This is a genomic window from Planctomycetia bacterium, assembly GCA_034440135.1.
In the GTDB taxonomy this organism is placed as follows: domain Bacteria; phylum Planctomycetota; class Planctomycetia; order Pirellulales; family JALHLM01; genus JALHLM01.
Map to the genome: position 1 here is coordinate 1 of JAWXBP010000466.1, position 21,871 is coordinate 21,871.

Here is a 21,871-nt window from a genome sequence, read left to right on the forward strand (position 1 = left end):
ATGCTGTGGCCGTGAAACACCGGCGCCTGAATCAGCCGGATGGAAGGAATCGGAGCGCGGCTGGCGGACGACAGCAGCGTGGCCAAGTGGCGCTCGATCCGCAGTTCCAGATCCTCCAGCCGCTCGGGCGCGGCGTCGCCGATTTCCCGGCGCTCTTGGGCGCGCTCGAAGAACGCGACTACCGCGGCGACATCACGATCCAACGCGAACAATCCGAAGACCCGGTGTTCGAGATCGGGCAAGGAGTGAAGTACCTAAGAGGAATGACGAATGCCTAAATCCGAATGACTGAGGGACCGCGAAAAAATAACTTGAACAATGTACTTTTGCGGCGAGTGAGTGTAGTTCCATTCGCCGTAGAATTTGTGGGGCGTTAGTTGCAGGCGTGCGAGTTCGTCATCAATGGCGGTGTCGCAATGGTACTCGCCCTTTCGCGATGAAATCGGGATGGCTACTTTTTCCTCGCGAACGAGGACAGTGGAATCGGACTATTCGATCGGTTCGGTCTCGTCGCGCTCTTCCGGCTGTTTCTCGGCTTGTTCAGCGAGGTGTTTCTCGTAGTCGCGCTTCCACGTGTTGGTGCGGTAGCCGACGTCGGCGCCGTCGCCCGTCAACAGTCCCCCGGCGTCCTTGCCATCTTCGCCGACCGAATAAACGACCAGGTCTTCGCCGTCTTGAAGAATCCGCAACGGCCCGTGAAAGTGCTTGAAGTTCGGAACGGCCGGCAAGAAATCGGGGACGAGTTGTTCGACGGAGGTCGGGTAAACGCCGTGGGCGAGGCGGTAGCGTTCGCAGGCTAGGAAGACGTCGAGAATGCGGTTTCTGCGTTCTGCGTTAACAATGTACGAAATCGATCGATCAGCGCCCAAGACAAAGGCCTTCGTGAAGTCGTATCCTCCTGAATCGAGTTGTTCCGAATTGAGCGTCGCAAGGACATCCGATTGAGCACTCTGGATTTGACCCGCGATCATGAAAAGATCCGTTGACTTTGTCGCGTCACAGAGGCGACGCATCCCGAAGAGATAGGCCTCAACGTCTTCAGGTTCGACGCCCCTCCACTCGATGTCCCCCACCAATGATACGGCTGCTTGAGTTGCTTGAGTGAATCGAGTATCCAAACGCGCTCCGTCAGCAAATTGGCCCGGAATTGGTGTGAGAAATTGACGCGCCGAACGCTGGATTGTAGTGCGGCGAGTTGTTCGTCCGTGAATGGCACTGCACCAACCAAATAGGCGACATCGTTGTTTGCCACGTGGTTCAAGCTCCACCGATTCGGCATCGCAATGCCATCTGGTTCTGCAGCGAGGCATTCCTGCAATGCCAAGAGCGACATCAGCGACTGAAACGCCTCTCGCGCGTCGCCACGCTGTGCCGCCACAAAGGCCCGAAGTTCGAGCAGCGTTGTCACCCAACGACACCTGAACACAGGCCGGTGGAGATTGCGATTTTCAATGTCAGCAATCGTAATCGGAAAACGGCTCTGGCCTCCCTTCGAGGCCGCCTCGTCAAGTTTCACGAACAAATGTCGCTGACTGTCAATGAACTCCCCAGTGGCGACCAATCCTGGCCATTCCGTGCCAGGCGGCGGAATAAACTCTTCGCTATCACCGATAATGGGAAAGGGCTGAGCGCGGTCGAAAAACTCGCTCGTGGTCTCATCGAACACTGCTCGATAGAGCGCCGTGCAATCCTTCTCCCGCGCCAGCGGCGGAATGGCCTGGATCACTTCCGCATACGTGGTCGGCTCCCCCGCGGCGCGGATGCGGGCGATCTCCTCTTCGATGCGTTGACTCGCCCGCCAACGGATCGCCACCCAGTACATCGGCGCGATGCTGATGACCAGCAGCACGACGCCGGCCAGCCAGAGAAACGTGCGCAAACGCCGGCGCGGAAATGTCGCCGGCTCGCTCGCATCCGATGTTTTCATAGAAGCCTTAACCACGAATTCAACCATTCAACCGACAACGTCCTCCCCCCTTCGCGTTTTCGCCATTTCGGGCTTTCGCGATCACAAGGAAAAGATGCCTTTCTCCTGCTCAGCGCCACAAATACGTCATCCGATTTCGATTCTCCGTTCCCTTTCCATAGTTGCATTTTGCTCCAAAAAAGGGCGCGAATAATCGGCCAGCTCGATGCCTATGCAAAATTTTTCTCAGCGCCCTAAAATGTATCTGCCCAAGGATTTGCAAATAAGGTACACCGATTGCATCGCTTGCAGGCGACTTTTCGCGCGGTAGAATTATCGCCGTGTAGCCTAATTGCCCGGGGCAAAACCTGGGCATACGGGGGAACCAATTGGCGGGCTGCGGTGGATGACATCGCGATTCGCCCGGGGCGCAGGTCGGCTTTCAATCGCCGGCCGGAGGACTTTCAACCTCTAGCCCGTCAGCTAACCTCGTCGGCCGGTTCGGGTGCGGCGCCCGAGCTCACATTGGAAGGGCACCGTTCGTCTTCACCTGTATGGCGTAGCGCGATTCTGGCGTAGCGCGATTCTGGCGTGCGTCGATTCCCTGGAGAGCCCTTGCGCTCCCGTTACATTCGCTCAGCGTCCGTCGAACGGCGGCGCGGCGATGAGGTTCTGTTGCCGTGAAGCAATCGAATCTCGGAAAGTTTTGCGAGATGAACGCATTGTGGTTGGTCGGCGATTCGCAGTTGTTGGCGGTTTCGTTCGTGGCGCTGTCGATGTGGGCAGTGCTCGCGATCGTGGCATTGAGTATCGCGCTGTTCGCGCCCTGGCTCACGTTGCGGTACATTCCGCATCACAAGGTAGGCGTGGTGGAAAAGCTCTGGTCACCGACGGGGTCGGTGAGCGAAGGGCGGATCATTGCGCTGGAGGGCGAGGCCGGCTACCAGGCGGAGCTATTGCGCGGTGGCGTGCATTTTGGCTACTGGCGCTGGCAGTATCGCATTCACAAGGTGCGATTGGTAACGATCCCGCAAGGTAAGATCGGCTACGTGTACGCTCGCGACGGCGAATCGCTGTCGCCGAGCCAGACGTTGTCGCGCGTGGTGCCGTCGAATCATTTTCAAGACGCGCGGGCGTTTTTGGAAGGCATCACCACGCCGGACGGGGCGTTGATCGTTGGTCAGCGCGGACGCCAACGGGCGATTTTACGCGAAGGCGTGTACGCGGTGAACCCGGCGCTGTTTGTGTTGATCAGCGAGGACGCCGTGTATGCGCTCTCGCATTTTCAACTGCGCCAGGAGTGGGCTTCGATCATGAATTGGCAAAAGGAGCTGCAATCCACGGGCGGATTCGACCCGATCGTGATTGGCGTACACCATCAACGCGGCGTCGCGGTGAATGCGGAGCAGACCGCGCAGGACGATCAAATCGGCATCGTGACGATCCACGACGGCCCGTCGCTGCCGCCGGGAGAAATCATCGCGCCGACCGTCGGCGCGGAGTTTACCGATCCGAACTACCACAACAACTTTCAGGACCCCGAGGCGTTCCTGCGCGCTGGCGGGCGGCGCGGTCGCCAGTACCAGGCGTTGACGGACGGCACGTACTTCATCAACCGCTGGTTCGCCACGGTCGAGATGTTGCCGAAAACCGTGGTGCCGATCGGCCATGTCGGCGTCGTCGTGAGTTATCACGGACGCACCGGCGCGGACCTCTCCGGCACCGCGTTCCGCCACGGCGAGCGCGTCGCGGAGGGACAACGCGGCGTGTGGGAACGTCCGTTGGGGCCAGGCAAGTACGCCTTTAACACCTACGCAGGCTGCACGGTGCTGACGCCGACGACGAACTTCGTGTTGCACTGGATCACCGGCAAGACCGAGGCGCATAAGTTTGACGAGAGTCTGCGCTCGATCGACCTGGTGACGAAGGACGCCTATGAACCGTCGTTGCCGTTGTCGGTGGTGGTGCATATCGACTATCAACGCGCGCCGAGCGTCATCCAACGCTTTGGCGACGTGAAGAAATTGATCACGCAAACCTTGGATCCGATGCTCTCGGCGTATTTTCGGGATATCGCGCACAGAAAGACAATGCTCGAATTGTTGCACGACCGCGACACCATCCAGCAGGAAGCTCGGGTGGAACTGCGGAGCAGGTTCAGCGAGTTCGACATCGAATGCGTGGACGTGCTGATCGGCAAGCCGGACACGGCGGAAAAGGATGGCAAGATCGAAACGCTGTTGGAACAGTTGCGGATTCGCCAGCTCTCGACGGAGCAATTGGAGACGTTCGAGCGGCAAAAAATCGCCGCCGAGAAGCTCCGCGCGCTCCACGAAGCGCAGGCCACGGCGCAAATGCAGACCGAGTTGACCAATACGCGCGTCCGGGCGCAAATCGCCGAAAGTCATGGCGAGGCAGACCTGGCCCGCGCGCGCAAGATGGCGGAGCAGCGCATTGTCGAAGCCGATGCGGAACTTGCCCGCTCGCATCGTCAGGCGGAACAGACGGTCGTGCTCGCGAAAGCCGAGGCGGAACAACGGATGTTGGCCGGCCGCGGCGAAAGCCAACGGATCATGCAAACCGGCTTGAGCGAAGCGGCGGTGTTGATGCGCAAGATCGGGTCGTTCGGCGACCCAAGGTTGTTTGCGTTGTCGCGCGTGGCGGAAAGCCTCTCGCAAAGCACGCAACCGCTGGTGCCGGAACGCGTGTTCGTGGGCGGCGGCAGTTCCAACGGCGAAGGCCAACAAGCCAGCCAGGGTTTGCTCGGCGTGTTGATCGAACTGCTGGTGGCGGAGAAATCCGGCTTCCACCCAGCCGACAACACGGAGTTGGCGCGGCTGCAACAATTCGCCGAACGGATGGAAACGCAGGCGTTGGAGTCGATGTCCAAGAACGGGCAGGAGGTGACGGTGACGACTTAACGGCTCTGTAGCATTTTCAACTTGTTGTGGCACGGTCTCCCGACCGTGACACGTTGGACGTGGTGAAATTCGGAACGGGAGACCTGCAGTCGGCCCGGTGGCACGGTCGGGAGACCGTGCCACAACCAGTATTAGCACAGTTCGCTTCGCGCGCGACCCGCCCTACGGCGCCACGCTCGCCGAGGCGAAAGCGATGTACTCCACTTTCATTTCACCATTGTGCTGCACCTTACGACCAATCACCACGGCCTGGTCGCGCACGCGCACGGATGTCTTGATTGCGTCAAGATCGTGGTTGGCGGAGGTTCATTGGCGACGACCGGGACGTTTCCGTCGATCGGCGTGACCTTCGGCGGCGGAGTCGGTTCGAAGTCGGAGCGCTGCACGTCCAACGCCAGGACGATTGCGCCGTCCGACTCGATGGCCGGAATCGCGGTGACGAGAAAGCCGATGTCTTCAATCTGATAGCCATGCACCAACTGCTTCGTGCGCTCGGCGTATTGGCTGGACGTCACGGTGGGCTTGCGCGCCCCATATTGCACCCAACCTTTTTGGCGTTCGAGCGTCGCGAAACGGATGTGATCGACGCCGCGAAGCGTTCCTTTCGCTTCCCAATCTTTGAGTGCGGCCGGCAGGTCCAGACTCACGGCAAGATCGTCGCCCTCGGCTAGCGTCTCGGGATCGAGCTTGACCAAGGTGATTTCAATGGTCACCATTTTGCCCGGAGATTCGGGAATCGAAACCTCTACCGGCCGAACGGCATCGTCCTGTGCGCTGGCAATCGTCAGAGTGACGCCAACGAACGCCAGCAACAAGAGGGCGCGATACATGACTCGTCTCCCGATTTAAAGTGAACTTACATTTGCATGAACGAGACGTCACGCAATCGCTGTCATTGTTTCCAAGACGCCATTTGTCCCGCGCGCAGCGATCGATTCGCCAGGTGCGCTGCCGCCGCCGCGTGGACGCCGTCTTCCGCGGGGCAATGCGGTTTGTTCCGGCTGCGGACGCATTCCAGCCAGTTGGTGAGGTGGAGTAGTTCGCCGTCCACGCCCGCGAAGAAGTCTGCGCCGCGTTCCCCTTCGCTATCAATGCGTTCGCGCGGTTTCACGCCGCCGCCTTGCTCGGGAATCACTTCGTAACGGCCGCGGTCGCAATAGAGCGTGGCCTTCGTGCCCATGATTTCGAGCATCGCGCGGTTGCGGTGGTTGACGAAGGTGCCCTCGAAATAAGCCTGGATGTGCTGCTCCGGATAACGGAGCAGCGTTTGCACCGTGTCGGGCGTTTCCCAAAGACCTTCCGTGGCGAAATGATCGCCGAGGCTGGCCGCGGTGCTCGGCGCGGACATGTCGAGCATCCAATGCGCCGTGTCGATCCAATGGACCATCAAGTCGGTGAAGATGCCGCCGCCGAAATCCCAAAACCACCGCCAGTTGCGGAAGCGATAAGCATCGAACGGTTGCACCGGCGCATTGCCGAGAAACGCCTTCCAGTCGACGCCACTGGGGTCGATGTTCAACTTGTTCCGATCCCAACGCGCCTGGTTGCGGTTCCAGGAGAGATGAATCTTGTGGACGTCCCCTAACTCGCCGGAGCGGACGATTTCGCGTGCTTCAATCAAGTGCGGCATGCTGCGCTGCTGCGTGCCGACCTGGACGACGCGCTTGTTGCTGTTCTGCGCCTCGATCACGCGCTCGCCTTCCGACAGATCGTGCGTCAGCGGCTTTTCGACATAGACGTCCTTGCCCGCGGCGCAGGCGTCGACTGTGATCGGCACGTGCCAATGGTCCGGCGTGCCGATCAACACGGCGTCGATGTCATTGCGATCGAGCAGTATGCGATAGTCTGCCTCAGCAACGGCCTGCGGATCTGCCAGCTTGCGTCCTTCCTCGCGATGGACGTCCCAGACATCGCAGACGGCGACGATCTTCACGCCGGGAATCTTGGGAAACCGCGTCATCAAATCCCGGCAGCGCCCGCCGGTGCCGATGCAGGCGACATGGATCGTATCGTTGGCGGCATAACCGCGGGCGGTTTCGACGCCGGCGGCCAGCAAGGCGGCGGCGCCCAGCGTAGTTCGGGTGAAATCACGGCGCGTGAGATGTGCGGGCATCGAAGTCATTCCTCTTGGGCGGCGAATCTGGCAACGGGAACAGCATAACACCGGCCGGCGCGGTGGGCCACATTCAGTTTCATCACACAGCTGTGGGAGGCGTCTCCGACGCCGATGAGCTGAGCGCAACTTCAATTGAGTGCTCCGTCCGATCGGCAGCGTCCTCTCCATCGGCTTCGGAGACGCCTCTCACAGCTTGTTCGCGATTCCACCTTTCCCGGCCCCTTGCCAAAACGTCATACTGAACCGCATGAAACGACTCGATGAACAAGGACTCAGTCACGATCCGATTCATGGGTACATCCCGTTCGTCAGCCGTGCGCCGGCGGGCAGCAGCGAAACCACCGAGCGCGACCTAATCGATCACCCTTGGGTGCAGCGGCTGCGACAGATCCATCAACTGCAGACCGCCTGGTGGGTGTTTCCCGCGGCGGAGCATACGCGCTTCCAGCATGTGCTGGGAGTAATGCACCTGGCGAGCCGCGCCGTGGCGGCGCTCTATGAAAGCCTTGCGGAAACCTGTCCCGATGCGCCGAGCCGCGGCTACGTCGAGACGCTCGTCCGCATGGCCGGGCTGTTACACGACGTCGGCCACGGCCCGTTCGGACATTTCCTCGATGAGCACTTACTCAAACATCACGGCCTGACGCACGAATCGCTCGGGGCGCAGATCATCGTCGATGAACTTGGTGATTTACTGCGCGGTGTCCGCCGCAATCCCGAGAGCGAGTTGGCTTTGGGCGAGCAACTCGATCCCGCCCAGATCGCGTTTTTGATCGTTCGCCCCGGGCGCATTTCGGAAGCGGGACAACCGCGCTGGCTGTTGCTGCTGCGAAGTTTGTTCAGCGGGCTGTATACGGTCGACAACCTCGACTTTGTCCTGCGCGACGCCTATATGTCCGGCTACAGCCACCGGGCGTTCGATCTCGACCGGCTGCTGCACTACAGTTTTTTCAGCGAGCGCGGCCTGACAATCCATAGCCGCGGTATGGCGGCGCTGGTGCGGTTTCTTTCCGTGCGCGGCGAGTTGTTTCGCAGTATCTATTTTCACCGCACCGTGCGGGGGATTGATCTTTCCTTGGCCGATCTTTTCGCCGCTAGCCGAAGATATTTGTTCGATGGAAATCCCAGTGAACGATTGGGCTCCTATCAACTTTTCACGGAATGGTCGCTGCTGGTGGATGTCGCCCGTTGGGGCGAAAGCGACGACACCGAGAAACGAGCGCTCGGCGCGGAATGGCGCAAGTTGTTGAATCGTCAATTGACCTGGAGAATGGCCGCGGAACGGAGCGTGTTCTATCAACCGCACGAGACCGAGTCGGCCAGCATCTTCAGCCGCGCGGAATGGTTCGAACAGCAATTTCGTGCGCAATTGCCGACGGCGCTGCGCGAATTGCCGCTCCGGTTCGACATCGCCCGGCACGTGCATCGGCCTGGCACGCTCGGTCCCGCGGCGGGGCAGAATTTCGTCCTGGATTCCGCCAGCGGCGCGATTCGCGATCTCACCGCCAGCGAACTGTTCCGGCAATTGCCGGTCAGCTACCGCATCTGTCGCGTTTATGCGAAGGACCTGGAGCACACGGCGGCACTATCGCGCGCACTGGACGCGCTCGTCGGTCCCGCGGCGATGGACGACTTGACGAATATGTAGCGAGGACTATTGCCAGAAGTCAATGCGTGGGTGCCTGGGGCTGGGGCGGGCGACGGAGGCATCCAAGCCAAAACAGCTGTGGCATCGTGGCGTTTGGTTGACACGTTCACCGAAGCCCCATCTGTTGGACCATGCTGACGGCGAAACCAGCGCCCCTGCCCCAGGCACCCAGCGTCACTAGGCAAAGGTCGCCCCTTCGGGGCCGCGGCAGCGCGGTGGTATACTGCGGAGTCGATTCCACAAATTCCTGCGAGCCCTGGCCATGCGTATCGCCGTATTCAGCACCAAACCGTATGACCGCGAATTTCTGACGATCGCCAACGATGCGCATTTGCACGAACTGCATTTTCTCGAGCCGCGGCTGAATCGCGAGACTGCGCCGCTTGCGCACGGTTTTCCGGCCGTTTGTGCGTTTGTGAATGATGTGCTCGATGCGGAAACGCTCACGGTGTTGCAGGCTGGCGGCACGCGAGTGATTGCGCTCCGCTCGGCGGGCTTCAATCACGTACACTTGCCGACCGCGGCAAAGCTCGGCCTCAAAGTCATGCGCGTGCCGGCGTATTCTCCGTATGCCGTGGCCGAACACGCCGTCGGGCTGATCCTCACGCTCACGCGGCGACTGCACAAAGCCTACGTCCGCGTGCGCGAAGGCAATTTTTCGCTCGACGGGCTGCTCGGTTTCGATTTGCACGGCCGGACGGTCGGCGTGGTGGGCACCGGCAAGATCGGCGCGATTGTCGCCCGGATCATGCATGGCTTTGGTTGCCGGTTGCTCTGTCACGATCGCGTGCAGAACCCGGAATGCGTGGCGCTCGGCGCGAAGTATGTTCCGCTGGATGAATTGCTCGCCGGCGCCGACATCATCACGTTGCATTGCCCACTGATGCCGGAGACAAAGCACATGATCAGTGCCGCGGCTTTGGCCAAGATGAAGCGCGGCGCGATGCTGATTAACACCAGTCGCGGCGCGCTCGTGGAGACCAAGGCCGTGATCGACGCCTTGAAGCACGGTCAGCTCGGTTCGCTTGGGCTGGATGTCTATGAAGAGGAAGCCGACCTGTTTTTCGAGGACTTGTCGCGGCAAGTGATTCAAGACGACGTGTTCTCGCGCCTGCTGACGTTTCCCAACGTAATGATCACGGCCCACCAGGCATTCTTTACTTGCGAGGCGTTGGACGCGATCTCGCGGCAGACGATCGCCAACGTGACCGCTTTCGAACGCGGCGAACCCCTGGTCAACGAAGTCAGCGCGCCGGCATCGTAAGGAACACCGCAGTGTCAGGCCACACAGAACCGCCGCAAGAAACCGAACCGAGCACGATGCTCTGGGAACGGTTGAGCGCGCACCTGGAGCGGTTCATCGACGCCTGGGAGTCCGGCACGCCGCCCGACGTCTCGGAATTCCTGCCGGCCGATCCGCCCGGCCTGCGCCGTCTGGCGCTCGTCGAATTGATCAAGCTCGATCTGGAGCACCGCTGGGAACGCGGCGAGCGCGCATTACTCGAACGCTACGTGGAAGCGTTCCCTGAGCTAACTCAGGACGGCGTCGTGCCGCCCGATTTGATTCATGAAGAGCAGCACCTTCGCAAGCAATTAGAAGACCCGATCGAGCCAGACGAGTACGAGCGACGCTTTCCGCTCCAGGCGAAAGATCTGGCGCAACTGCTGGCCAGCCCCGCGAAGCACGCCACCACGATTCTCTACAAAGCCGACCGGCTTGGCGACATCCAGGTAGGGCAGACGCTCGACGACTTTGATCTCCTCGCCCAGCTTGGCAAAGGCGCGTTCGGCACGGTGTTCCTCGCCCGGCAACGCTCCATGCAGCGACTCGTCGCACTCAAGGTCACCGGCGACCGCGGCGTGGAAGGGCAAACGCTCTCGCAGCTCGATCACCCGCACATCGTCCGCGTGTTCGATCAGCGCGTGATTCCCGAGCGCAAATTGCGACTGCTCTACATGCAGTACGTGGCCGGCGGTACGCTCCACCAGGTGGCCGACCGCGTGCGCCGCACACCGCCGAGCGAGCGCAATGGCAAACTGTTGCTGACCGTGGTCGATCAAGCGCTCGAAGCGCGCGGCGAATCGCCGCCGTCGGAATCCGGTATGCGCCGCCGCCTGGCGCAGACCTCATGGCCCGGCGTGATCTGTTGGCTCGGCGCGCGGCTCGCCCGGGCGCTTGATTACGCGCATCAGCGGGGGGTGTTGCATCGCGATATCAAGCCGGCCAACGTGCTACTGGCAGCCGACGCTTCGCCCAAGCTGGCTGATTTCAATATCAGCTTTTCCGGGAGCGTGACCGGCGCGAGCGCCGCGGCTTATTTTGGCGGCAGCCTGGCGTATATGTCGCCGGAGCAGCTCGAAGCCTACGCGATGCTCCGCCCTCCGGAGGATCTCGACGGCCGCGCGGATGTCTACTCGCTCGGCGTCATGCTCTGGGAATTGCTGACCGGATCGCGTCCCTTCGCGGATACGGCGCTCGAAGGGGACGTGACCACGATGGTCACGCAGATGATTGCGCGGCGAAAACGCGGCGTCGATCCGCTGTTCATCGAACGGGCCAAAGCGGTCTTCCCCGAAGGCGTGCTCGACGTCCTGTTAGATGCACTCAAGCCCGACCGCGAAACACGCTATCAAACCGCCGGGGCGCTCGCACGGCAGTTGGAAGTCGAACTCCAACCGCACGCGCAGCGTTTGATCCGCCCGCCGTCGCGCGGCTGGAAGCAATGGGTCCGCCGCCACCCGCTGCTGTCGCTGATCGCCTGCGGCGTCATCCCGAACGGCATCGCCAGCACGCTCAATATCACGTTCAACCTGAATGAACTGATCAAAACGCTTCAAGTTGACGGCGCCGTGGAGTTCTTCAATAACGTGCAGCTTCCGGCCGTCAACGGCGTCGCGTTTCCACTCGGAACCTTGCTCGTCGTGATTTTGGCCTGGCCGCTGTTTCGAGCGTTTGGACGGATGAGAAGGCAGGAGAAGCCGACCGTTGAAGAGCTGCCCGGACTGTGGCGCGCCGCGTTGCGGATCGGCGATTTCATGGCGCTTGTTACTTTTCTGGAATGGATTACATCCGGCTGGGTGTTTCCTTATTGGATCAACGCGCGCTTCAACGAGCAGTTGAGCTACACCAAGTTCATGACCTCGCAGGTGCATTGCGGATTGCTGGCCGCGTCGATGACGTTCTTCTGCGCCACGCTCTTATCCGTGCGCGTGCTGTTGCCGGCGCTCATTTCGCCGGAATCCTCCGCCGAAGCCGGGTTACCGCATGTCCTATCGCTCGGTCGACGCGTCTGGTTTTATTTCTGGGGAACGGCCGCGGTGATTCCGAGCGCCTTCGTGTCGTTCAACTTCTTCAAGATCGAAAACGACACCGCGCTCTACGTTACCGCCGCCGGCGGAATGGTCTGCTGGATGCTGGCCGGGCTAATGCTCAGCGGCATCCGCGGCGATCTCGCCGCCCTCGCTCCCGTCATGTCTTCATCGTCCGACTCGTCGGACGTTTCCACGGACGGGTTCGATTCGTTCTGGTCGGGAACGAGGTGAGGAAAGAGTTTGAAGTGTTCCGTTTTCAGTTTTCAGTATTTTGTGAGCAAGGCTTTCGTCTCCACTGAAAACGGATCACTGGACTTTTGCAAACCTTCAATTGACGTGGGGAAAGCAGGGGGATTGGGGTTTAATCGCGGCGTTTTCGCCTGGCGCTGGAGGGCCGGGCGGTGTGCGACCAAGGAGGGCGCGACGATGCCGGCGATCGTGGAGTTTCCTCAAGTGGTGCGTGAAGCTGTGGAAGAACTCGGCGATTTGCTTTCCGACGAGCCGCAGCGTCGGCATTTCGCCGAGTACCTGACGGAACTGATGATGGCGTCCAACAAGACGGTGACTGGCATCAACAGCGAATTCGTCAACACCACCGATCAATCTTGCCTCAACCGCTTTCTGACGGAAGCCGAGTGGGACGTGTCGGCGGTCAATGAGCGGCGGCTGAAGTGGCTGCAGCGCGACCCTGCGACGCGTTACTGCAGCCATGGCGTGATCGCGATCGACGACACGCTCATCAATTACGACGGAAAGTTCATCAAGGACGTCGGTTGGTTTTGGGACCACGCCGAAGAACGGATTAAGATCGCCCGCGATTACCTGATCGTCAACTACCGCTCGGAGTCAAGCTTGGCGGCACGCTGACAAGCAGAAGGTCGTCGTCTGTCGCGACGCCATACACGAACCAGAATCCGTCGTCTGATTTCTAATCACCTCTGTTTCAAGGTCGTTCATGACCGCCCCGGCGGCGTTACCGTTGGCCGATGCTTTACCTTTGCATCGCCGACCTGCCCCATCGATTTCAATTGGTCGTGAAATGGCCAACTTCTCCAGTGACCATGTGAATGAGCGCTTTTCAAATCTGCCAAGCAAAACAGCCTCGCTTCATCTGATCGAGTCCGCTCCATATCCTGCCTCGGGGCGATCGGAGTGGAGCTGACGAGCCGTCGGGATCGTCGGCACAATGATCGCGACCGATAAAGTGCCCCTTACCCAATTCAAGGAGGGAATGTATGGCAAAGAAGAAGAGCAGGATCAAGGAAGTTGTCGAAACGGTTGAGAGCTGGGTTGGCATTGGCCCAAAAGCCAAGAAGAACTCCAAAGGGAAGTCCGACACGAAGTCGAGCAAGACGAAGACTGGACCAATCCGTGAGCTTGCTCAAGAGGTGCTTCCTGGTGCAAAAGAGAGGCAGACAAAAAGAAAGAATCGCCGTGTCAAAGTCGCCACTGCTGTGAAGAAGGCCGTGAAGAAAGTGAAGAATGCCACCAGGAAAAAGCCGTAGCGGCTTGCGGTGCAAACCACGATTTTGCCGACGTCGCCAGGATCTTCAGGCGGACCAGCAAGAACACGCGCGTGAATATGGCGAAATGATTCCGGTGCGTCGACCGACTTCTTCCCTTGCCCGCGGCGATTTCGATCGCCGTGGGCAAATTCACTGGCCGCCTTTCTACTTCCTGTCCTCCGCGTCCTTAACGTCGACCACAGGCGAGCTCTTGTGAAGGGGTTTCCAGCGCTCGTATATAGATGGGTCGCCTGCTTGCAATGAAGAAGCTTCGCGTTCGCGTCCACAATTGGTGAAGATGAATCGGGTGTTGATCAAGTTCTACTTTGCCAGTTCGCTGGCGCCGGCGATCGCGCCGGCGACAATCGTTTCACCGAGATTTTCGCCGTAGAAACTGACGCTCGATTCGTAGCCTCCGCGGCGATATTCTTCTGCGGGCAACATGTAACTGATCCATTCGTCCGCCAGTCCGCCGATCACAGGGTTCTTGACGCCGGTGTTGCGGCCGACTTGACTCTTGATCTCCATTCCGAGGGAGGCGGCCATTTCACCCGGTATTCCCACAATCAGCAAATCCCCCAGCCGAAGCGAAACGCAGTCAACTTGCTTCGGAAAGAGCACGGGCAGCAGTTCCTGGAGTAGTTTTTCGCTTAGACCATATTCGGCGCCGCCGGTCTTAAGGAAGTCGGGATGCCAGGTGCGCTCGGGCAAATCGATTGAGCGGGAGTGATAAACGAATGGTACGTCGGCCGAAGTCTTGGTTGCTTGCCACTGCTTCCAGGCCAAGATGCCCAGGTCGCGGCCGTAGCGCTCGGCCCGTTCCCAACGGCTCGTACCTGAGTCTGAACGGGGCACGGGCGCCTGATCGCCCTCGGCGCCGTTGTAGTACATCGCGATGACGCCGTCCGCAACTAGCGATTCGACGGTACGCTGTAAGTGGCCGGGCCAGTCGCCGGAGAACAGCATGTCCTCGCCGGACATGAAGGTGGGATGTGCCGTAAAGTTGACTAGCACCGCGAGCGGTTTACCTAGTGCGGTATCGATGCGGGTCACCGTAAGATTGTTGTCGGTTACAGTGCCGCCGCGGCGGTTGCGGTTCCAGCCGTCGATCGACTCGGTCGTCGTGCCCACCGACACTTCGATCAGTTGCCTCTCCGCCTGGCGCACTACTTCCGACAGGCGATCTACGACGAACTCGTGGACGCGCGAATTATAGATCCCGAGTTGGGGGATCTGAAACGTATTGAGCGGGTTGATAGCGTTCATCTCGATGCTGGTGTGCGAGTGACTGGCCAGCAACATGACTTGGCCGGCCGACCAGCCATCGGACAGTCGCTCGAGCAACTCGGGCTTCAAAGTAGGTGGAAAACCGACGATATCAACTGTTACGATCGCGAACTTCTGCTGGCCAGCCGTAACGACCAAGGCCTTAGCGAAAATGCGATCATGCACGCCCTCGGCCGGACGATTCATCCGCTCGCCGTAGCCACCTAAAGGGACGTGGAATTCCAACGGCGGCGTCAGATCGACGCGCGCCACACCGGCCTTGAGTTCGGCCGCGCGGCAGGCGCCTACCGACGCCGCAAATACGGTGAGGACCACGCCACACATCAGCATTCGTGCCGTCGTTCGCATTACTTCCACAGCCTTTCTTTGATGACCGTCGACGTCCAGATATCTTAATGGCGAGCCGACCGGAAATCGATTGGCCGCGAATGACAACCATCTTTGCGGATGCAGCCGAGTGCCCATTAACTACAACGACTCGCAGTCTGCGAGACGGCGCCCCCCGACAACGCCGCCTTCGCCTTGACCCTCGCGCGCGGCCACTCGCTTCCGTGCCATCGCAATGAACCTCCTGATCGACCTCCAGCCCTTCTGGCATTAGCTTGTCAGCTGGCCCAGTTTTCGGGGTCCACTTCGCGGACGTTTCCGGCCTCATTCCAACTTCTGAACGGTCGCCCCGGCTCTCGGGCTCTGTTCATTGATCGACGGACGCAACTAAGCGGCGCGAACGACCGAGCCGGAATGGTGCGGGTGTACCGCAGGCGGCAGTGGAAACTGCTCGATTCACCGGCGCAATGGCAATGCCAGTGGGACGAGCGCGCGAGCATGGACAACTGGCGGATCGAGAGGCGAGCCGATCTCGGGGATGGCCTCCTGGCCGTTGGCTAACAATGGGAAGCGAATCAGGCCATTCACCGGGACTTCGACCAGACAATCGCCAAAAAAGGCTGGCTGCTGCGTCATCACGGCCGCGGCCAGCAGCCCGCCATGACTTCCTCCCTCGAGCGCAAGCTGGTCGGCCCGGCTGCCCTAATGTTCAATGAGCCATTCGGCGGCCGTTAGGGAGTCGTCAGTGGACGTCGACCGGATATTTCGGAGCGAATATTCCGATTTTAACAGCAGAAGTTGCCTATTGGTTGACGCGGATGAACGCCCGACTAAGCTCAAACTATGTCGGCAAAGTGGGCAATCAGGCCCGCGTACCTTTTGAAGCACACTTTTGACGGGCACCAAGGAGAAGCAGGCAATGAAGAATTGGACGTGGGCAGGCGTCTTGTTGGCGGGTTGCGTGTTGACGGGGCTGAGCGCCGGAGATGCCGGAGCGGCGCCCACGATTGACGCCAAGCTCGATGGACTCGGCCTGAACAGCGGCGGCGTGACCGTCTCGTTCCTGGGCAACAACTACAGCAGCGGTTCTGCTGGTCGCTTTGACTGGACCGTGCTGTCAAATCCTGACAATCTGATCTTCCGCACGCCCAGTGGCGGAGAATCGAAAACGTCCTTCGTGTCGTTCTGCATCGAGCTGACACAGCACGTATCCCCTGGCGCATCCTACAGCGGGATCATGGTCAACTCGTTGGCCAGCTCCCCTCAGCCGGGGACGAACAACATTCCGATGGGGAGCACCGCCGCGGCGCTGCTCGCCAACATGTGGTATCAGCACATCACTACGCAGGTGTCGCCGTTGCCGCTGACGAACGCCTTGCAGGCCGCCGCGTTTCAAGTGGCGATTTGGGAAATCGTGTACGACGGCGGTACAGGTTTGAACCTGGCGGGCGGGCAATTGACCGCAACAGGCAATGCGTCGCTGCTGCAAGCTGCGAACAATTTCCTGTCCACCGCGAACGCCGCCGGCCAAAAGGCGAACTTGTACGGCATTTCGCGCGGCCCGAATTCGAACTTCCAGGATCAGGTCGTGGAGATCGTGCCGGAGCCGGCATCGATCGTGGCTTGGTCGCTGATCGGCTGCTGCTTCGTCGCCGGCGCGCGATTTCGTCGCCGGGCGAACTAACGCGATCGCAGCAGTTGAAATCCGAATGCTTCAGGAGCCAAGGTCCAGCGGACCTTGGCTCCTTTGCTATTGGTAGGTCGACAGCCGGCAACAAAGCGGCGCGACGGCAAACTGCGCATCGGGCTCCAAGAACACGCTGCGCTGGGCGACATAATTCTGCATCTGTTCCCCGGAAGAGTGTGTCGCCAGCAGGTCGTCGACGACCGTTTCGATCCGATTAAGCGCCTTCACAACTTCGATCAACCCGACGGCGGTCAAGCAAGCGCCGACCATGCCGGACGAGACCGACAGGAGCGTGAGATAGTGCGTATTGCCGCCGACTTCCGGCGCCGGTCCTTCGCGCGAGACTTCGGCGGACGGGACATGCAACTGGCGGATGGTTCGTGGCGACGGTCGTTCAGTTTCCGTCATTGCGGCGTCGGATTTGGGTTGTCGGCGGGGGCGTCTTGTGCTCCGCCAGTGGCATTGGCGTCCGCCGGCGGATGCAGGCGAACCAGGACCCATTGCTCGGAATGGTCTTTGTGCTGAATCAGCACGGGGGATTCGTCTTTAGTCAGATTGTACAGTCCGGTCTCAAAGACGACATCCGTTTTGTCGCCAATGGTAAACGCGACGCGTTGCGTGCTTTTGTCGACCGAGCCTTGCACCGGCATGGTCTCGTGTTTGTGAGAATCGGTGTAGTTGCCGCGGATTACGCCTTGCTTGTTGACGGCCAGTTGGATCGTCAGGTCCGTACGATCGTGATCGTGTTGCGTGAGCGCGAACACGCCGAACGGTAGCCATTGCTCGTCGGCGGGCGCCGATGCTTGCGCGCCAGTCGTCGCGAGCGCTGACGACTGGTTGTAATAATCTGCGGTGGATCCGGCGGACTGCCCGTCGACATACACGTTGTCATCACTCGACGTGATGTTGTTGCCGTAGTCGTAGCTCGTGGGCGGAGTGTTTTCGGGATAGTCGAACCAAGCTCCGACCGCCGGCCACGTTGCCATGTTCCACGCCGTGTCGGCCGCCCAGTTCGCGGCATACCACGCGCCCGGATGGGCCGCATACCAGCCGCCGCCGTAGACGCCCCAGTCATGAAAATTGCCCTGGACCATGCGTCCGGTGAAATAACGGTCGTTCGGCGTGACCCTGGCGAATCCGGTCGCGATGCCGTTCGGCCCGGCGACGACGCCCCGCGCCGCTCCATAGCCATTCACGCCGCGCACTCCGCCGCCTGCCGCGACGCGTCCGTTGGGCCCTTCCGCGACGCCTCGTGCCGCCTCATTGCCGCGTGGGCCTTCAACTGACACGCCGGCCGCCGTGCCGCCGCGCGGTCCTTCGACCGCGCCGCGATTCACGTTGAACTCACTACTCAAGCCGTGAAACCCCTCGTCGGACGGCAGTCCGAGGAAGTTATTGAGTTGTCCACGATTCGTTGCTCCGGCGAACGATCCGCCTCCGAAATTGGCCGCGCCGGGAAACCGGCCGGCCGCCGCGCCGCCGAACGCGCCGGCCTGTCCGAAACCGCCGCCGCCAAAATTGTCGCGATTCGCCCCGCCGTATCCGCCTGCGCCGAGATTGCCCGCGCCGAAACCTCCAGCGCCGCCAAACCCACCTGTGCCACCGAAACCTCTGGCTCCGCCAAAGCTGCCAGCGCCCCCAAAGCCCGCTCCGCCAAAGCCGCCAGCGCCGCCGAAGCCACCGGCATGGGCGCCGCCGCCAAAGCCGCCGCCGCCGCCATGGAAGCCGCCAAATCCTCGGGCATGAACCGGCGCCACGAGCGCGACGGAAAGCGCTAACGCCGCGAATCGAGAAGCGAACGATGAAAGTGGCATATTAGGATGCTCGTTGAAGGCGATGGCATTTTCAATGAGGACGCGAGTGTACTACGGCTGTGCGCTGACGCGCTTCAGGACGATTTCGGCCGACTCCGGTAGCAACGCCCCGCCGACGGATCGCTCCACCGATTTCCAAGAATGCGAGTTGTCATCGAGGCGCACGAAGTAGTTCACGGCGGCGGTCGGCGTCCCATCAGCCATCGTGCCGGCGTGTTCGATGATCCATCCGCCGCGGTGCGGAATCCAATATCCGACGGAGCGCCCGCCGTCGGACGAAAACGTCCAGGATTCAATCGCCTGGGATTGCGCGTTCCAACCAATCACTTGCCAGCCGTCAGCCACATCTTGATCGCCGCGCTTCACCGAAGACTTTCGCGCGAGGAAGTGACCGTCGCCCAGCCAATGGCAGTCGACCTGCATCTGACCGCCGTTCTGCTCCGCCTGCCAGGAGCCGACCAACCAGGCCAGATCTTGCAATTGGCTGGCGGACGGTTCGGTCGAAATGCGCTGATCGCGCACAGACAACATCAACCATTGCGTGCCAATCTTGGCATGCACAGCCGTGTATTGTGCGGCGCTCACCACGGTCTTACCGTCGATCGAAAGTTCCGTATGCCCGTCTTCGATGGCCGCCGCTTCTCCGACAGGTCGCACGGCGTCGACGACGACGGTCAACTTCGCGTTGGGCTGCGCGGTGAAGAATTCGGCGTATTCGCGCTCGATCGCGGCGCGCCCTTCGAATCGCTGCCCGGCCTCGTCCACGTACTCGCCGTCTTCCGTCCAAAGCGCGGCGACCGCTTTAGCGTCGTGCTTGTTGAAAGCGTCGGCAAAGGCCTGGGCGGAGGCCTTGACGGCATCGATTGGCGCCGCCTTGACGTCGGCTGCCGCTGGCGCCTTCGCCGCCGGTTTGACGGCCGGCTTGCGCGTCGTCTGACTCCGACCGTGCGTGGTGGCCATGAGCACCACGCCGGTCGCCAACACCAACGGTTTCCAATTCATAGCGATTCTCATGAGCGTTCAAACGAGTGCTGGAATTCAATTACGGTCGCTCTCGGCCGACCACGTTCTTACTTGGCGATCGCGGCCCTGGCGGCCTCGATTTTCGCCTTTATGGCGTCCAGGTTGAAGCTCGCGCCCTTTTGCATCGGCGGGAACTCGACTGCCGTTTTGGCCAACTTCTCCACTTCCTGCTGGACAAACACGAAGCGCCAGAACTCGTACTGGAACCAACTGAAATAATTCTGCGAACCAATCTTGGAGCCGTTTTCCGGCCAGCCGGTGCGCTCGAAGGGATCGAGACGCAGGTTGGTCAAGTAGGGCACGTCAGCGTGGGTCTTTTCACCCAGCCAGCCGCCGGGCTGGTCAATGAAGCGATACTTGAAGTCGTCGACGCGCACCGCGCCGAGATCGCTCTCCCCGAAATAGAAGATTTCGTGGCGCTTCGACGGACCCTTTCCGGTAATCAAGTCCATCTGGTTGTAGCCGTCAAGATGGACCTTGTAGGTCGTTTCGCCGAACTTTTTACCCTGCTTGAGTTCCTCGGCGATGTTCGTTGCTCCGGCTGCCGCCAGGAACGTCGGAAACCAGTCGAGTCCCGAGATAATCCCATTTTCCACTTTGCCGGCGGGCACGTTACCTGGCCAGCGAATCATGGCCGGCGCACGGAAGCCGCCCTCCATGACTGTCCCTTTGCTCTGCGCAAACGGTGTTTGTCCGCCATCCGGCCAGGTGAACACCTCCGTGCCGTTGTCGGTCGTGAAGACGACGATCGTATTTTCGTCCACGCCCATGTCTTTGAGTTTCTGCATTGTGGCGCCGACAATGTCGTCAAGCTGCGCCATGCCGGCTTCGTGAATCGTCCAACCGTTCTGCGAATTCCGCAGCGCCTCGTATTTGGGAGAGAGGTGCGTGACGATGTGCATGCGGGTCGGGTTGAGCCACAGGAAGAACGGCTTGCCCTCGGCCTTGGCCTTGTCGATGAACTTGAACGACAATTCCTGGATTTCGTCATCCACCGTTTCCATCCGCTCTGGATAGAGCGTGCCAGCGTCCTCAATCTTCTGTTTGCCGACCTTGCCCCAACGCGGCATCACGGTCGAGTCGTCCGTATCGGTGGCCCAGCTATGAACCATGTTGCGCGGGCCGACTTTATCCAGTAACTCTTGCGGGTAGGCCGGATGGGCGGGATCTTCCATCGCGTCGAGATGATATAAGTAGCCGAAGAACTCGTCGAAGCCGTGAACCGTCGGCAGGAACTCATTGAGATCGCCGAGGTGGTTCTTGCCGAACTGTCCCGTGGCGTAACCCATCGACTTAAGCGCCGTGGCAATCGTTACTGCCTGCGCGGGGATGCCGACGGTCGATCCAGCCTGGCCGACCGTGGTCATGCCCGTGCGAATTGGCAATTCGCCCGTAATGAAGTTGGCGCGGCCGGCGGTGCAACTTGCCTCGGCATAGTAATCGGTAAACAGCATCCCCTCGGCGGCAAACTGGTCGAGATGGGGAGTTTTACCCGCCATCATGCCGCGGTGATACGCGCCGATGTTCCAGATGCCGATGTCGTCGCCCATGATCACGACGATGTTCGGCTTAGTCCCAGCTGCAACCGCCGCGCGCCGCGATTGTTGCGCTTGTGCCAACAACGCCGGATCGACCATCGCCAACAGTTCGCCCTTCGTGGCATCACTGCAGCATTCGGCCTTGGGCGTCGAAACCGCCGCGACGATCGTTGATGCTGTCGAGCTGCTTTTGATCGCCGCTTGCGACGGGTACAGAACAGTAAATCGTCCTTCCGCTGCAAGATACCCGAGCCCAGCGCCGAGCGCGAGGACGAGAAATGCTTGAGTTCGAGGCTGAATCGACATTGTCCGCTCCATTGGTGGAAGTCGTTGAGAATCGCGATCCGAGCGAACCTATGCGCCTGCGGGTTCGTTCGCTCGGCGTATTGTCAGTGTGCTCGATAGGTTATTCGCTGGCCTTGTTGCTTCGCTGCCCCTCCGCCTCCAGCAACTTAACATCCTCGGGCGAGAGCGTCGGCCGATCGACCTTGATCGTCAGCTTGTTGAGCGTTGCGGTCAGCGGGAAGGGCGGCTGGTAGTCTTCGTCATTCACGCCGGTGAGCGTGTCGGAGCCAACGTCAAAGGCCTCGTCCCATTGCAGGATCATGGGCAAGGTGTGTTCCATCTGTTTCGTGGCCACTTCCTTGCCGTCGACCTTGAGCGTGCCAGCGCCCGGCTGGGCGAGTCCGCTAAAGCTATTGTAAGCGAGCGTGCCCACGCCTTTGCCGGCGTACTTAAAATCGAACTCGATCGTGTGCTTGCCGGGCGAAAGCGCCTCGGGCCCTTC

At 60.5% G+C, this 21,871-nt stretch carries 17 protein-coding genes, 1 pseudogene and 1 riboswitch; of the genes and pseudogenes, 7 read left to right on the top strand and 11 right to left on the bottom strand.

Features of this window, described 5'->3' with window-relative positions; all coding sequences use genetic code 11:
- The 3 genes from SGJ19_26625 to SGJ19_26635 all read right to left on the bottom strand — a co-directional run.
- Positions 1–242: hypothetical protein (locus SGJ19_26625; GenBank protein ID MDZ4783839.1), on the bottom strand; the 242-nt coding region annotated here is incomplete at its 3' end.
- Positions 243–488: 246 nt separating this feature from the next.
- On the bottom strand, positions 489–971 hold the full coding sequence (locus tag SGJ19_26630) for a hypothetical protein (protein MDZ4783840.1): 483 nt from the start codon (positions 969–971) through the stop codon (positions 489–491).
- A complete protein-coding gene (locus SGJ19_26635; GenBank protein ID MDZ4783841.1) occupies positions 968–1,927 on the bottom strand; it encodes a hypothetical protein in 960 nt (319 codons plus the stop codon). The genes SGJ19_26630 and SGJ19_26635 overlap by 4 nt, the downstream gene beginning before the upstream one ends.
- Before the next feature lie 314 nt (positions 1,928–2,241).
- Positions 2,242–2,419, top strand: a riboswitch (cyclic di-AMP (ydaO/yuaA leader).
- Between the two features lie 200 nt (positions 2,420–2,619).
- Between SGJ19_26635 and SGJ19_26640 the strand changes: the two genes are divergently transcribed.
- A complete protein-coding gene (locus SGJ19_26640; protein ID MDZ4783842.1) occupies positions 2,620–4,827 on the top strand; it encodes an SPFH domain-containing protein in 2,208 nt (735 codons plus the stop codon).
- Positions 4,828–5,066: 239 nt separating this feature from the next.
- On the opposite strand, the gene SGJ19_26645 is transcribed toward SGJ19_26640, so the two are convergent.
- Both SGJ19_26645 and SGJ19_26650 read right to left on the bottom strand, forming a co-directional pair.
- Positions 5,067–5,657, bottom strand: a complete 591-nt coding sequence (locus SGJ19_26645; GenBank protein MDZ4783843.1) for a hypothetical protein — start codon at positions 5,655–5,657, stop codon at positions 5,067–5,069.
- 62 nt (positions 5,658–5,719) lie between these two features.
- Positions 5,720–6,940 (bottom strand): Gfo/Idh/MocA family oxidoreductase, encoded by a 1,221-nt coding sequence (locus tag SGJ19_26650; protein ID MDZ4783844.1) that lies wholly within the window; start codon positions 6,938–6,940, stop codon positions 5,720–5,722.
- A gap of 250 nt (positions 6,941–7,190) precedes the next feature.
- On the opposite strand from SGJ19_26650, the gene SGJ19_26655 reads away from it, so the two are divergent.
- The 5 genes and pseudogenes from SGJ19_26655 (at position 7,191) to SGJ19_26675 (ending at position 13,408) form a co-directional block, all read left to right on the top strand.
- On the top strand, positions 7,191–8,591 hold the full coding sequence (locus SGJ19_26655) for an HD domain-containing protein (GenBank protein MDZ4783845.1): 1,401 nt from the start codon (positions 7,191–7,193) through the stop codon (positions 8,589–8,591).
- A gap of 262 nt (positions 8,592–8,853) precedes the next feature.
- Complete coding sequence (locus SGJ19_26660) at positions 8,854–9,855, top strand: 2-hydroxyacid dehydrogenase (GenBank protein MDZ4783846.1); 1,002 nt, start codon at positions 8,854–8,856, stop codon at positions 9,853–9,855.
- Between the two features lie 11 nt (positions 9,856–9,866).
- Positions 9,867–12,134 (top strand): serine/threonine-protein kinase, encoded by a 2,268-nt coding sequence (locus SGJ19_26665; GenBank protein ID MDZ4783847.1) that lies wholly within the window; start codon positions 9,867–9,869, stop codon positions 12,132–12,134.
- Between the two features lie 195 nt (positions 12,135–12,329).
- Positions 12,330–12,740: pseudogene (locus SGJ19_26670) on the top strand (transposase).
- Positions 12,741–13,138: 398 nt separating this feature from the next.
- Complete coding sequence (locus SGJ19_26675; GenBank protein MDZ4783848.1) at positions 13,139–13,408, top strand: hypothetical protein; 270 nt, start codon at positions 13,139–13,141, stop codon at positions 13,406–13,408.
- A gap of 321 nt (positions 13,409–13,729) precedes the next feature.
- Here SGJ19_26675 and SGJ19_26680 read toward each other — a convergent pair whose 3' ends face one another.
- Positions 13,730–15,043, bottom strand: coding sequence for a neutral/alkaline non-lysosomal ceramidase N-terminal domain-containing protein (locus SGJ19_26680; protein ID MDZ4783849.1), 1,314 nt, complete (start codon positions 15,041–15,043; stop codon positions 13,730–13,732).
- Between the two features lie 898 nt (positions 15,044–15,941).
- On the opposite strand from SGJ19_26680, the gene SGJ19_26685 reads away from it, so the two are divergent.
- Complete coding sequence (locus SGJ19_26685; GenBank protein ID MDZ4783850.1) at positions 15,942–16,706, top strand: hypothetical protein; 765 nt, start codon at positions 15,942–15,944, stop codon at positions 16,704–16,706.
- Positions 16,707–16,772: 66 nt separating this feature from the next.
- Here the strand turns inward: SGJ19_26685 and SGJ19_26690 are convergent, their stop codons facing one another.
- The 5 genes from SGJ19_26690 to SGJ19_26710 all read right to left on the bottom strand — a co-directional run.
- Positions 16,773–17,117 carry a hypothetical protein gene (locus SGJ19_26690; GenBank protein MDZ4783851.1) on the bottom strand — a complete coding sequence of 115 codons (345 nt, stop codon included), beginning with the start codon at positions 17,115–17,117 and terminating at the stop codon, positions 16,773–16,775.
- Positions 17,114–18,523, bottom strand: coding sequence for a protocadherin (locus SGJ19_26695; protein MDZ4783852.1), 1,410 nt, complete (start codon positions 18,521–18,523; stop codon positions 17,114–17,116). The genes SGJ19_26690 and SGJ19_26695 overlap by 4 nt, the downstream gene beginning before the upstream one ends.
- Positions 18,524–18,574: 51 nt before the next feature.
- Positions 18,575–19,525: a nuclear transport factor 2 family protein gene (locus SGJ19_26700; GenBank protein ID MDZ4783853.1), complete on the bottom strand. Its 951-nt coding sequence runs from the start codon at positions 19,523–19,525 to the stop codon at positions 18,575–18,577.
- A gap of 68 nt (positions 19,526–19,593) precedes the next feature.
- On the bottom strand, positions 19,594–21,183 hold the full coding sequence (locus tag SGJ19_26705) for an arylsulfatase (protein MDZ4783854.1): 1,590 nt from the start codon (positions 21,181–21,183) through the stop codon (positions 19,594–19,596).
- 307 nt (positions 21,184–21,490) lie between these two features.
- On the bottom strand, positions 21,491–21,871 hold a 381-nt coding region (locus SGJ19_26710), incomplete at its 5' end, for an arylsulfatase (protein ID MDZ4783855.1).